The organism is Campylobacter concisus (assembly GCF_002165775.1).
GTDB classification, from domain to species: Bacteria; Campylobacterota; Campylobacteria; order Campylobacterales; family Campylobacteraceae; genus Campylobacter_A; species Campylobacter_A concisus_E.
On the sequence record NZ_NDYP01000003.1, the window covers coordinates 281042 to 294143 of the forward strand.

Below are 13102 nucleotides of genomic sequence, written 5' to 3' on the forward strand. Positions count from 1 at the left end.
TTCTTATAATAAATCGACCTGTACACCATCTTGGATCTCAAGAAAGACGGTGTGTCTTGTGTTTATTGTATTTCCATTGATGGTTTCTTGGCGATTAAATGTCGCTTTATATACTTGATTTACTGCGTCACCCTCACTTGTAACATCTACCTTGTTGTACATGTCACCGACAACGCTATGTTTTCTATTTAGCGTAGCAACATCAGCTTTTGTAGCTTTTACAAAGTCATGCGTGAGCTGTACTAGGTCCTTGCTGTCGCCTATTACTTTTAGAACTGTATTTACGCTCTCACTAGCTGCACTATTGCTTGCATCCTTTGTGTTTCTGCTATCAATAATATCAAAGACACCATCTGGGCTAAATTTTATAGATACCGCTTGATCGGCACTTCCTAGCTGGATCTTTTCAAAGTTATTTATCTTTTTAACGTTATCTAAATTTGAAAAATCCACATCATCAACGACTATCAGAGTATCCACACCACCTCTGCCGTCTATCGCCCTACCTTTACTATAAACAAAGGCATCGTCTAGGTTACCACCTTTTATATCGCCTTCTTGTCTTAGATATACTAGATCACCAAAATTTGATTCGCCGTATTTACTAGCGTCACTTAGCTCGTAAGAATTTGTAGTCCCTATCTTTTTTAAATGTCCATTTTGAATAAGTGCTTCAACATAATTATTACTAAAAAGATGCGTGCCGCTACCTTGTGCTCCAACTAGCATAGATGAAGGATATGGATCTTGAGGGCCATAAGTGTTTGCTATACTTTTTGGAAGCATATATAAAGATAAGTTCATCTCACCAGTTCCGTCCATATACTCCATATCAAGTTTATAAAAACCAGCTTTATCAAATGTAAAATCCCTACTCCACCACTGACCATTTTTACCATACGATGCTTCCGTCGTCGGGTTTATATATGTTGTTGGACTTCCAAATTTTTGTGTCGTTCCATTTATAGTAAGCTCTGCATAGTTATGCAAGTCTGCTGCTCTTACAGAATATATTCCAGGTGCACTTACATATATCCAGCCATTCATCTTCATAACAAGATCAGATCCAACAGGATTTGACTCACCAAGGGTATAATTGCCGGGTCTGCCTTTTAAAACACCATTTGCAAAGCCTATATTATCACCAGTGCCAGCAGCAGTATCGACACCATTTCTAAATTTCTTTGGTGCATATGGATTAGACGCATCATATAAGGCACTATCTCCATGCCTACCAACTCTAGCTAGGTCTTCTGCGTGCATATTTCCTTGATTAGACAAAGTCTTATAGTGCGTTCCTGAAGCAAACTGCACAACATCATAGGTAGTAGAGGCGCTTGGAGAATAAATTTCCATATAGTCTTTATAGATAGGCTTGCCGCCTTGCGTACTATAAACACCGGAATTGTTACCAACTCTAGCTCTCCATGACGGATCTACGTAGTTGTAAAACCACATATCAGCATCAAGACCACTGTTGCCAATAAATGTTACTGTGCTAATAGAGACGTTTCCTGCAGCATCAGAATTTTTTATCATAAAATTTGCTCCAGTACTATTGGCTGATAGGGCAAAATTTTCAGAATAAGTGTGTGTATTATCAAGAGGTGGGCTTTTATGAACAGAATTTAGTAAATCATAAAGATCAACTTTATTTATGGTATTTTTATTAAGAGTGTTGTTTCCATTTGAGTCGGTTCCGATACTGCCTGAAATATCTACACTAGTAACATTAGATGTGGCATTTGGTGCGCCTATCGCATCTGGAGTAGCATCAAGATCGACTCGAACCAAGAGATCATCATCTTTTGTTTCATCACTCTTTAAAACAGTCGCTCTAATATTTGAGTATCTCTCATCTAGCTTTATCCCAAGCGCTTCAAAGTCCATATTTACACGCTTGTCTGCACCTACAACTAGATCTATATAGTTTTGTCCGTTTGGTAAAATTTTAGCATTACCAAGATCATCTTCAAGAGCTAAACGAAGTTTGGTTCCAGGAGCACGGTCTACACCAAAGACTATATTGGGTTGCTCATCGTTAGTAAGCGAAATGTTATACTCTTTTATAGTTTTGCTCTCATTATCAAAGTTATTTTTCTGAATAACTTTTTCATTATCTCCTGCTCTTAAGTATTTTGCGATATTTATAATTCCTCCATCTATCTGCGTAGCAAGCTTTACATCGTCAATATACTCTAAAATTCCAAAGTCAAATAATCTACCACGGATACCATCAGTCGTCGTAGCCTCGCCAGGTGTTGTGATGGTCGCTCTAACCGGCGTAGAGTGATCCATGGAAATAGGAACGTCTGGTATGCTAAATTTACCACCGGCTATTGGAAGTGGTGCTGAGCCATCGCTTGGTATAGCCGTTAGTCCATCATCGCTTATGGTATATTTGACAGTTGTTGTAACAGATGGTATGGTAGGAGTTGATATCGTGACGTTTATGCTGCTTCCTGGTTTTGTATTGTTAGGTAGGTAGATATCAAGATCACTTTGGGTTGACGGCGAACCTGAAGGAGTCGTTATGCTATCTATTAGTCCATCACCGTCATTATCCCTTGCAAATTGCACCTTTATGCTATTATCTAGAGTTATCCGGTCTTTGACTGGGGTTGCTTTGTTGCCAGCTTTGTCAGTAAATGTAGTTGTAAAATTTGTCGTAAGCCCATAAAGCCTTGTGGCGGTCTCTATGGTGCCATTATTTACACTAATAGGTACACCATCATCTCTCGTAGCACTATACACACCAGACGTGTTTTGAGAAATTTTAATAGTGATTTTATCTGTTTTACCATCACTTCCTGCGATATCTATCTCAAATTTATCACCATCTCTTGTATCATTTGGAATTTTTATCTTTATCGGTGTCTTTACGCCATCAGGGCTAAAGCCACTCTCCTTGCTGGTTAGAACACCATCTTTATCGCTATCTTTTGCAAACTGCACATGCGGGGATTTAATAGGTGCAACTATATCGCTTGAAATTTCACTCACGCTTGAAGCTTTTGGGGTGCCAGTCGTGCCATCAATGATCGTCGTACTTAGCCTTTTTATACTTGGATCGCTCGAGTTTGTTGGATCAGCAATTGTAATCTTGCCATTTTCTATAGGGATAATCTCTGTGCCGCCATCAAGCGTAGCGGTAAGTCCGTCAGATGAGATGGTATATGTCTTTGTTACGCTTGTTGGTGTACTAGCTGGATCATCAACTTTTATACGGATCTTGTCGCCAGCTGTAGCATTGTTTGGCACATAAATATCTATCATTAAGGCTGTGCTACCACTTTTTGCGAGCTCGGCTAAATTTATCATGCCATCTTTATTCTCATCAAGTGTAAAAACAGCGATTGGGTCGTTATTGTTTGCTATGGTTATGGTTTCAGTTACACCTGGATTACCCGACTTGCTTATCATTTGGATATTTACATTTGTTGGAGTTGAAGATAAAATTTTAACCGCATTTGCTACGTTAAAACCGACATTTCCACCACTTTCACTTGTGAGCGGATAGCTCTCACCGCTCTCTTTATCTACAAGCATATTACCAGATGTTTTAACCAGCACTTTTTCATGTAAAGTTCCGTCAGGATCAGTGGTAGTTAGTTTTATCTTGTCGCCTATTTTCATATTTGGTGATAAGATGACCTTTGCATCATCACTTGGTGTGCTAACTGCTGGATTAAAGCTATTTTCGCTTGCATCTATGACGCCATCTCGGTTTAAATCTTTACCCAAAACTACCTTTTTAAAAGCAAGAGTTGGAGTGATAGTATCAACACTTGTGGCTATATTTGCCACAGATGAGTTAGTGCCATTTGCCAGAGTGATACTAGAATTTACACTAAATGTAGCATTTGGAGTGACAGCGACACTTGGAATGATAAATTCTTTTTGTTCTGGGTTTGTAGCATTTGACGAAATAGGCAAAATTTCACTTGGATTATTTATATTTATCACGCTTATGCCAGCTTGATCAACCTTATAAACAAGCATGGTCTTTACACCGTTATTTACGACTTCCAATGTCACTTTGTCGTTTGGCTTGAAGTCATTATTAAAAGTAACCGCCATACCAGTATGATTTGCATCGCCGCCTGCTTCTGCAATATTTATATAGCCGTCGCCATCAATGTCTTTTAAAATTCTAACACTTGGTGCCGCAATAACCGGAGCACTCTCTTTTTGCTCTACCGCTGATACCGCGCCGCTAATAGACCTATGTGCCAATGCCAACTCTTTTAATATGACTGGCAGTACAACTGCACCACCATCAACACCAATAATATTTGAGATGTGACCTTGTGTATCAAAATTTAAACCATTTATGCTTGCAAAGCTACTACTGTGGCTTGAGCCATGAGAACTATGGTTTGCGTTGTGAGAGTTATCATCTTCGCCTTTGTTTTTTGTTTCTTCATTCTCACTAAGAAATTTTCTCTTATCTTCTTCTATCTGTGCTTCGCTGCCTTGCGTGTTAAAATTTGCCTTTGATAGCTCTTTTGTGATGATAATAGTTTGGGGCTCAAGTAACGTGATAGGCGAAGCGTGGTAGAAATTTATAATGACTGTATCACCACTACTTTGTGTTATGATCTCGTCGCCTAAAAATATCTCATCTCCCTGCTTTAGTGCGATCAACTTTCCATTGCGTTTTACAAATACTTTTCCGCTTATTTTTGCGACTATACCAACGTTTTGCATATTTAGTCCTTTAAATTTAATAATCAATCCATTTAAAATTTCACGCGATTATAGCTAAAAAATATTTTATATAAATAAAAGAATTTACATAATAAATTTTATTATTTTTGATCCATTTTTATATTAAAAATTTTTATAAAATGCCAAATTTGCTTTGTTTGTAATAGAAAAATAAATTTTAAGAATTTCCCACGCCAAAAGACGTGGGATAAATTTAAGCTATCTTGGTAGCGTCGATGATGTTTAGATCAAGTCCAAGATCTTCAACAGATAGACCAAGTGCAAGACCTACAAGCTGAGATAGGTGAATGATTGGCTTTCTCACGTTTGAGTGGTTTTCATCTTGATATCTCTCTTGGTAGATGTCAAGTTGCATTTGACAAAGCGGGCATGGTGTGACAACTACGTCAGCGCCGTTTTCATCGGCGTTATTTACGATCTGGCTTGACATTTTTCTTACAGATGTGCCAGCTGGGTAGCTAGCGTGGAATCCACAGCAGTCAAGTCTTTTCTCAAATGGCACAATAGTAGCACCAAGTGCGCCTACAACGGTTTCAAAGCTCTTTGGATTGACTGAGCTTTCTCTATTATGTAGATCTTTTTCAGGTCTTAGGCTGTGGCAGCCGTAAAATAGCGCTACTTTTAGCCCGCTAAGTGGTTTAACAACCTTTGCTCTTAGCGTTTCTACGTTTTGATAAAGCACCCAAAGAAGGCTTGTGATCTCAATTGAGCCATTGTATTTCATATTACCCTCAGCCAAGAAAGTATTTATGCGGTCCTTTGCACCCTTATCAAGCGTGCTTTTTGCTCTTGTTAGAGTTAGCATACAAGTTGAACATGTCGTAAGCATCGGCATATTCATCTGCTCTGCAAGCGCTATGTTTCTAGCATTTGCTACAAGCGTAGCGATAGGATCTACGTCTTGTGCTTGTTGGGCACCACAGCAGCTCCAGCCCCTTATCTCGTGAAGCTTCCAGCCAAGTATCGGAGCGATAGCCTCAAGCGACATCTTAGCCTCTTTAGCTGCTTGAGAGAGTACGCATCCTGGAAAAAAAGCGAATTCGTTTTGCATAATTACTCCTTACTAGCAGCTTTTCGAGCCGCATTTATCATTTTTACTAGATCATCATGTCCTTCTATGTCCTCTTCGCCGAAAATATGAAGTGGATTCATCTTGCCTGCAAGCATTAAATTTGCAGCGATATCCATTTTGCCCATATTTCTAAACACTCCCTCAGAGCGAAGTGCAAGCTTGATCTCATTTAGTCTACCTGAGCCATCAACTAGATCAGTTAAGAACGCCTCAGCGTGATCTGGTCCCATGCCATCATCAAAGCCTTTTTGTATAGCCATAATGCGAAGATCAGTTATATCCTTGCATGCGCTTATACCTTTTGGACAGCGATCAGCGCACTCTTGGCATTTTACACACATCCAAAGGCCATTATCGATAGCTGGTTTTAGATGTGGCATAGGATCTTTGCTACGTGAGTCAAATGCCGCCCTATAAGCATGAACAAATACAAATGGCTGCATATAATCACTCGCATCAGCTTCAAGTTTATTACACTCGCTAGCGCACGCACCGCAAAGTATGCAGTCCCATTCAAGTGCTACTTTTTCATACTCTTTTTGACTTTGCTTACAGCCTTTTTCTGCACTAAATTCTGACTTAGCAGTGATACTAGGCCTAATCTTGCGTAAATTTTCGATACTTGGCTCCCAATCAACCATAAGATCAGATATAACCCTGAAATTTCCAAGTGGAGAAATTCTTATACTCTCTGGGTTATCATACTCAGCCAAAAGCTCATTCATCTTTGTATCACAGGCTAGATATGAGTGACCATTTACTCTAACAGCACACGCTCCACATATCGCCGAGCGGCAAGATGCTGTGAAATTTAGCGTCGCATCCTTTTTTTGTTTGATATCAAGAAGCACTGTTAAAAGAGTTTTACCTTTGATCTCTTCATTTGTTAGTTCATAAACTGATTCATATTTTTTAGTTCCGTCAAAGCGGTCGATAATAATTTTCATCCTAGCTCCTTACTCTGGCTTTTTGCCGTCAAGTGAAAATATGCCTGTCACAACATCTTTGTAACCAAGCTCCAACTTGCCGTCATTTAATGTAACGATGCTGTGTTTTAAGAAATTCACATCATCTCTTTTTGGATAGTCTTCTCTTGTGTGAGCGCCGCGGCTCTCTAGGCGTTTTTGCGCTGCAAGACATGCTGCACGAGAAAGAAGTATAAGGTTGCCAAGCTCGACATAGTCTGTAAAGGCGGTATTCATAACTGGATTTTTATTTGGCACTTTTATAGTGTCGTATCTTGCTTGGATAGCTTCAAGGTTTTTAGAGAGTTGATCTAGCTTGTCGCCTGTTCTAAAAATTCCCATTAAATCCCAGTTGTTTTTACCAAGCTCCTCGCGAAGCGCATACATGTCGTTCACGCCACCCTCGCCTGTTGCTATGGCTTTAAATTTATCCTGCCACATTTTAGCTAGCTCTGAAGTCTTTTTGCCACTTGCAAATTTAGCATCTTTTGCGTATGCGCCAGCACCTTTACCAGCTAGATCGCCAGTGACCACTGCATCAGTTAGGCTGTTTCCACCAAGGCGGTTTGCACCGTGGATAGATACACATGAAGCCTCGCCACCTACATAAATTCCAGGAATTTTTGTGCTCATATCATCAAATTTAGCTACCTCTATACCGCCCATTGAGTAGTGAGCTGTTGGACGGATAGGCACTGGTTGCTCGATTAGATCGATATTTTGGAAAAGCATGGCTGTGTGGCGAATTTTTGGAAGCTTTTTCATAATAGTATCTTTGCCAAGGTGGCGAACATCGCAAAGTACATAAGCGCTCATACCCTCACCAAAGCCTCTACCCTCGCGAATTTCTGTCTCGATCGCACGAGCGACGACGTCACGAGGAGCTAGTTCCATCTTTTCGTGATAGTTTTTCATAAAGCGCTCGCCCTTGTTATTTAGCAAGTATCCGCCCTCGCCGCGAGCTGCTTCAGTGATTAGTGTGCCACCATTTTGAACGCCAGTTGGGTGAAACTGAAGCATCTCAGGGTCTTCAAAACCAAGACCCGCTTTAAGCGCAGCGGCGATGCCATCACCAGTTGCTATAAATGGAACTGATGTGCGGTTATAAAAAATTCTAGTGTATCCGCCAGTTGCGATGACTAGAGATTTGCAAAGAACTGGGTAAATTTGACCATCTTGGATATTACGAAGAACGACGCCTTCAACCTTGCCATCCTCAAGACCAATCTCAAGCAGCTCATGGTCCATTAGAAATTTCACACCAGCTGTGATCGCGTCGTCCAAGCACGCATGCATCAAAACGTGGCCAGTTTTATCAGCCGCATAGTTACAGCGCTTTTTGCTAGCGCCGCCCATAAAGCGAAACGCAACATCACCATTATCTTTACGAGATACGTCGCCATTATCTATACGAGAAAAAAGCATACCGTTGTGATCTAGCTCATGGATGACCGCGCCTGCTGCCTCGCAAAATTTCACAACTGCATCTTGATCAGCAAGATAAGCCGCACCTTTAACTGTATCATAAGCGTGAAGCTTGAAGCTATCGCCATTACTAAAGTCAGTAACGCCGTTTATTCCACCCTCCGCCATACAGGTCGCATTGCGAGATGGCATCATCTTTGTAGCAACAACGACGGTTGAGTTTGGATATTGCTTGCGAACGGCTGTTGCTGCACGAAGTCCAGCACCACCAGAGCCGATTATTAGCACATCAACAGATGGCAAGCCACTTTCATTGCCTTTTGGCAACTCACCAGCAAAAACATTGGTCGCACCAGCTGTTGTAGCTAGCGCACCTACGCTGATACAGGCACTTTGTAGAAATTCTCTTCTGGTAAATTTTTCACTCATTGATAACTTCCTATCTTAGTAAATTTTTAGCGTTTAAAACGCACCGCCAGTTCATTTCTTAATATTTTTTAAAACGACTACATTAATTAAATAATTAATAATGAAACATTACATTAAATTTACTTAAAAGAAACATAAAGATTTATTTTAGATTAAGAAATGAGAGCTGGTATTAAAATCAAAAAGGATAGAATGGGCTTTTCAAGGTAGTTTTTATAAATTTAGTGGTAGAAAATTTATAAGATATATAAAAATTTCTACCAATTTGAAGTTTATTTTTATTTTTAAGCTTTTAAGCTTTAAAAGCTATTATTCAGGGCGTTATAAATATAAATTTTCTTTTATACTTAAATAAATATATTAAATATAATAAATAACCTTATTTTTGTCCTATTATCAAAATTCACCCTTTGGGTGCAAAATTTCTTTTAGTTCGCCATCACTTAGCTTGTAGTTATAAAATCTCTCGTAAAACTCTTTTGTTTTTTGCTCTAAATTTAGATCACTAAATTGCTCTGGGTAAAATGTCTTAGCCAGCCAAAGCGGATAAAGCGCACCTTCAGCACTTCTTACGCTCCAAAGATAAACGCCACTTGGCACTACAAAAATTTCTCCATTTTGCACAGCTTTTAGCTTAGCAAATGATGCGTTTTTAGCGATAGCATCGGCACTTTTTTGTGAATTTGTTATGATGATATCTGGGTTAAAGATGATGACTTGCTCTTCGTTTATCGCTTTTGAAATTTTAAAATCCCCATCACTTAGCTCTGAGCTTAAATTTATGCCGTCAGCCACGCTAATATACTCTGCGCCGATATCTTTTGAGCTAATGGTGCTAAAGTTTCCTGAGTTGTAGTTAAGCACCAAAACTCTCTTTTTTGGCGTTAAATTTGCTGTTTTTTGGCTTACAAATTTTATGTTGTCGTTAAAATAGTCATTAAACTCACGCGCCCTTTTTACGCTCTTTTCGCCCCAAATTTCAGCGATCTTGCTAAAGCTGTCTTGTATCTCTTTGATACTTTGAAATTTATCTATCTTCACAACTGCGATGCCAGCGCTCTCAAGCTGAGCTTTGCTGTTTTCATCAAACATCATACCAACTGGTCCAAAAACAACTTGCGTTTTTGATGCGATGATCGTTTCAACGCTGCTACTTAGCATGCCACTTTTGTTATCGTTGCTCTTTATTTTTGGAAAAATTTTTGACATTAGTGGAGGCAGTTTTGGCGCACCACTAATTATATGATCTTCATTGCCAAGCATCGCAGAGACCTGCACAAATGCACCTATCAAAGGCGTAGCACACTCGATAACATCAGGCACTTCTACCTTTTTATTGTCGCTATCAAGCACCACTCTTGCTTGCAAACTAACAAGCAAAAAAGCCAAAAGTAAAATTTTCTTAAACATATATTCTCCTTTTAATCCACCATCACGCAAGAGTAATGCTCGCGCTCATCGATGATATTTTTCACCACTCGTATATCTACGCTGTAAATTTTCTTTAAATTTTCGCTACTCATCGCCTCGCTAGCCTCGCCGTAGATGTAGTTTTTATCCCGTCCAAGCATCGCAACCTTTGCATTTAGATAAAAGACCTGCTCTGGTTGATGAGAGGTGAGAATAATGATGTAGCCTTGCTTTGCGAGCTTTTTTATCTCTTTTAAAACTCGCATTTGGTTGCCAAAGTCTAAATTTGCCGTTGGCTCGTCAAGTAGCATCACCTTTGAGCGTTGCGCTAATGCCCTAGCTATCAGCACCATTTGCCGCTAGCCACCACTTAGATCGGTGTAAATTTTATCTTTAAAGCTCTCTAAATTTAGCGTCTTTAACGCGTCTAGCGCTATCTTTTCATCCTCTTTACTAGGGCGCTCAAATATACCAAGTCTGGCATTTGCACTCATCATCACCACGTCAAAAATGCTAAAAGCAAATGGCGGTGTGTGAGCTTGCGGGACGTAGCTTATAAAGCTTGCTCGCTCTTTCTCGCTCATCTTTAGCGCATTTTTGCCGTCTATTAAAATTTTTCCTCCAAGTGGCTTTAAAAAGCCAAGTATCGTCTTAAATGTCGTCATTTTGCCAACTCCATTGCTACCAAGCAGGCAAAAGATGTTGCCATCTTGTAAATTTGCGTTGAAATTTTCTATAACTGCCTTTTTATCGTAGCCACAGCTTAAATTTTTTATCTCAAATTTCACGCAAAACCCTTTTTGCTTTTATAGAGCAGATAGACAAAAAGAGGCGCGCCAACTAGCGAAGTGATGACGCCAAGTGGGATCTCGCTTGCCATTAGACTGCGTGAAGTGGTATCAACTATCAGTAAAAATAGCCCTTCGCCAAGCAGCGAAGCTGGAAAAAGTGTGATAAAATTTGCCCCCACGACAAAGCGCATGATGTGAGGGATGACGAGACCCACCCAGCCCACGATGCCGCAAAATGAGACGCAAGTAGCGGTTAGAAGTGTTGAGGCGATGATGATTATGATGTTGTAAAATTTGACATTTAGCCCCATAGCCCTAGCCTCTTCTTCGCCAAAACTAAGCGTATTTAGCTTGTATCGAAGCATGAAAAGCGGCACAAGACAGATCATAACTACGCAAAAAAGTAGAGCTAAATTTTTATATCCACCGCTTCTTGCTAGGCTTCCCATCAGCCAAAAAGTAACTTCTGGCAGTTTGTCTTCGCTGTCAGCTAGGAATTTTATAAGCGAGCTAAGCGCTCCAAAAAGAGATGAGATGACGATGCCAGTTAGCACCATCACGAGTAAATTTAGCCTGCTCTTTACGATGACGCTACTTATAAAAACGACGGCAAAAACCGCAAACAGACCGCAAGCAAATGCGTTAAGCTGCACGCCTATGTAGTTAAAATTTAAGATGATAGCCACGCTAGCTCCCACAGCTGCGCCACTTGAGACGCCAAGGATGTCAGGCGAGACTAAAGGATTTTTAAAAAGACCTTGATAGACAGCTCCAGAGCTAGCAAGCGCTGCTCCAACTAAGATGGCAAAAAGCACCCTTGGCAAGCGAATGAGCGTAAAGACCGTGTAGCCTTGCTCGTCGCTTGGTTGCTCGTTTAAAATAGCCGATCTTATAAACTCAAAAATTTGAGCGTAACTTATCTCGTAGCATACGATACCTAATGAAAAAAAGAGCACCAGCAAAAGAAGCGCAAATAATGCAAAAATGATCTTTTGGCTACTCAAATTTCATCTCCCGCACGTCCCACCAGATGAGATAGCTCTTGGTTTCTCTTTTAAATTTATATCCGTTATTTGTTTTGGTAAGATATTTTTCTACGTTTTGTTTGTAAATTTCTTCTTTTTCGGGCGCGATCTCACCAACAAATCTAAAATAAGAAAACGCCTCTTCAAGGCTAGCAAAATCCCTCTCAAAAATGGTGTCTATTATCTTTAAATTTGGATTTGCTCCCATGTCGTAAGCGATGTTAAAGATAAAGTTATAGCCAAATCTCCTATCGCTAAGACCTGCCTCTTTTTCATCTTTTATCCCTTTTAAGAAGTCTTGCCAGATATCTTTTAGGCTCGGATGATCTGGCAAAAACGAGGTCATCACGACATATTTTTTAGCAAATTTGCAAAGCTTTTTTATATCAAAAAGCCCAACCGAGCGTGATGCTAGCACGATGTCATGTTTTGGCAAGCCCTTTATGCTCGCCTCATCACTCCAGTCTTTTTGGATGAAATTTATATTTTTTACTCCAGCCTCTTTTGCATTTTTTTAGCGTATTCAAGCATTTTTGCAAACGGATCTAGCGCGCTTACACTCTTTGCTAGCTTTGCAAGTGGCACGCCAAGTCTTACTGGGCCACATCCCACGTCTCTCATATTGTTTGCTTCTAATAGGCTCTACTGTTAAAGTCTCACCTGTTCTAGGTCCTCTTCTAAAAGTATAAGTTGATTGTTCATTTGAGATACTATCTGCATAAGTAGTATAAAGGCTTACGTTTTCAACTGGCTTATAGACAAGGCTTACACCGTAGTTAAAGCCACTTTTATCATAGTTTTTCTCTTTAGATGGATCTAGCTTATAGCTTGTAAACCAGCTTCTTGAAACTGATAAGATAGTGCTAAAGTAGTCATTGAATTTAATATCATCAACAACAGAAATATTTTTCATATCGCTACTACTACTTTTATATCTACCGCTTCCTTTTTTCACATGTGGATTATTAAATATTACTGGATGATATAAATTTGAGTTACCAAGCACTCTTTCTTCACCTCTATTTCTAGCACTATAAATGGTCCATCGGTAGCCGTTTGTAGCTATGGCAAAATTATGAGATAAAGGCCCCGTTTCAAAATTTGTCAAACCTTTTAAGAACCAGCTATCTACATCAAATCTACCAGATGCACCACTGCCACCACTTTTAGTAACTTCATAATCTCCATTTTGATTTAAGAATTTTCCATCGGTGCCATACATATCTCTGATAGCCTTTTGCCACTGATAGCCAC

Annotated in this window: 10 protein-coding genes and 1 pseudogene; all 11 read right to left on the reverse strand. The window is 39.7% G+C overall.

Annotation, left to right across the window (positions count from 1 at the left end):
• Positions 1–3: 3 nt before the first annotated feature.
• Positions 4–4710 (reverse strand): hypothetical protein, encoded by a 4707-nt coding sequence (locus tag B9N66_RS04725; protein WP_087580104.1) that lies wholly within the window; start codon positions 4708–4710, stop codon positions 4–6.
• Between the two features lie 214 nt (positions 4711–4924).
• The gene (gene sdhE, locus B9N66_RS04730) at positions 4925–5782 is read right to left on the reverse strand and encodes an 8-methylmenaquinol:fumarate reductase membrane anchor subunit (RefSeq protein WP_087580105.1); all 858 of its coding nucleotides are present in this window, start codon (positions 5780–5782) and stop codon (positions 4925–4927) included.
• A gap of 2 nt (positions 5783–5784) precedes the next feature.
• On the reverse strand, positions 5785–6750 hold the full coding sequence (gene sdhB, locus B9N66_RS04735) for an 8-methylmenaquinol:fumarate reductase iron-sulfur subunit (protein ID WP_087580106.1): 966 nt from the start codon (positions 6748–6750) through the stop codon (positions 5785–5787).
• Positions 6751–6759: 9 nt separating this feature from the next.
• On the reverse strand, positions 6760–8622 hold the full coding sequence (gene sdhA, locus B9N66_RS04740) for an 8-methylmenaquinol:fumarate reductase flavoprotein subunit (RefSeq protein ID WP_087580107.1): 1863 nt from the start codon (positions 8620–8622) through the stop codon (positions 6760–6762).
• A gap of 396 nt (positions 8623–9018) precedes the next feature.
• Positions 9019–10032 (reverse strand): ABC transporter substrate-binding protein, encoded by a 1014-nt coding sequence (locus B9N66_RS04745; protein ID WP_087580108.1) that lies wholly within the window; start codon positions 10030–10032, stop codon positions 9019–9021.
• 11 nt (positions 10033–10043) lie between these two features.
• The gene (locus B9N66_RS09895; protein WP_257639771.1) at positions 10044–10385 is read right to left on the reverse strand and encodes an ABC transporter ATP-binding protein; all 342 of its coding nucleotides are present in this window, start codon (positions 10383–10385) and stop codon (positions 10044–10046) included.
• A 6-nt stretch (positions 10386–10391) separates the two neighbouring features.
• Complete coding sequence (locus tag B9N66_RS09900) at positions 10392–10820, reverse strand: ATP-binding cassette domain-containing protein (protein WP_257639772.1); 429 nt, start codon at positions 10818–10820, stop codon at positions 10392–10394.
• Positions 10817–11779, reverse strand: coding sequence for a FecCD family ABC transporter permease (locus B9N66_RS04755; RefSeq protein WP_257639773.1), 963 nt, complete (start codon positions 11777–11779; stop codon positions 10817–10819). The genes B9N66_RS09900 and B9N66_RS04755 overlap by 4 nt, the downstream gene beginning before the upstream one ends.
• Before the next feature lie 40 nt (positions 11780–11819).
• The gene (locus B9N66_RS04760) at positions 11820–12284 is read right to left on the reverse strand and encodes a hypothetical protein (protein ID WP_087580110.1); all 465 of its coding nucleotides are present in this window, start codon (positions 12282–12284) and stop codon (positions 11820–11822) included.
• A 53-nt stretch (positions 12285–12337) separates the two neighbouring features.
• Entirely contained in the window at positions 12338–12469 is a 132-nt protein-coding gene (locus B9N66_RS10095; RefSeq protein ID WP_374057419.1) for a methyltransferase domain-containing protein, read from the reverse strand.
• A gap of 55 nt (positions 12470–12524) precedes the next feature.
• Positions 12525–13070, reverse strand: a pseudogene (locus tag B9N66_RS09905) (TonB-dependent receptor domain-containing protein); the annotation flags it as partial.
• Positions 13071–13102 lie beyond the last annotated feature (32 nt).

What these genes read in the sequence shown, in the direction of transcription:
- B9N66_RS04725 (WP_087580104.1), bottom strand. Translation starts at nt 4,710, where the DNA reads ATGCAAAACGTTGGTATAGTCGCAAAAATAAGCGGAAAAGTATTTGTA.
- sdhE (WP_087580105.1), bottom strand. Translation starts at nt 5,782, where the DNA reads ATGCAAAACGAATTCGCTTTTTTTCCAGGATGCGTACTCTCTCAAGCA.
- sdhB (WP_087580106.1), bottom strand. Translation starts at nt 6,750, where the DNA reads ATGAAAATTATTATCGACCGCTTTGACGGAACTAAAAAATATGAATCA.
- sdhA (WP_087580107.1), bottom strand. Translation starts at nt 8,622, where the DNA reads ATGAGTGAAAAATTTACCAGAAGAGAATTTCTACAAAGTGCCTGTATC.
- B9N66_RS04745 (WP_087580108.1), bottom strand. Translation starts at nt 10,032, where the DNA reads ATGTTTAAGAAAATTTTACTTTTGGCTTTTTTGCTTGTTAGTTTGCAA.
- B9N66_RS09895 (WP_257639771.1), bottom strand. Translation starts at nt 10,385, where the DNA reads ATGGTGCTGATAGCTAGGGCATTAGCGCAACGCTCAAAGGTGATGCTA.
- B9N66_RS10095 (WP_374057419.1), bottom strand. Translation starts at nt 12,469, where the DNA reads ATGAGAGACGTGGGATGTGGCCCAGTAAGACTTGGCGTGCCACTTGCA.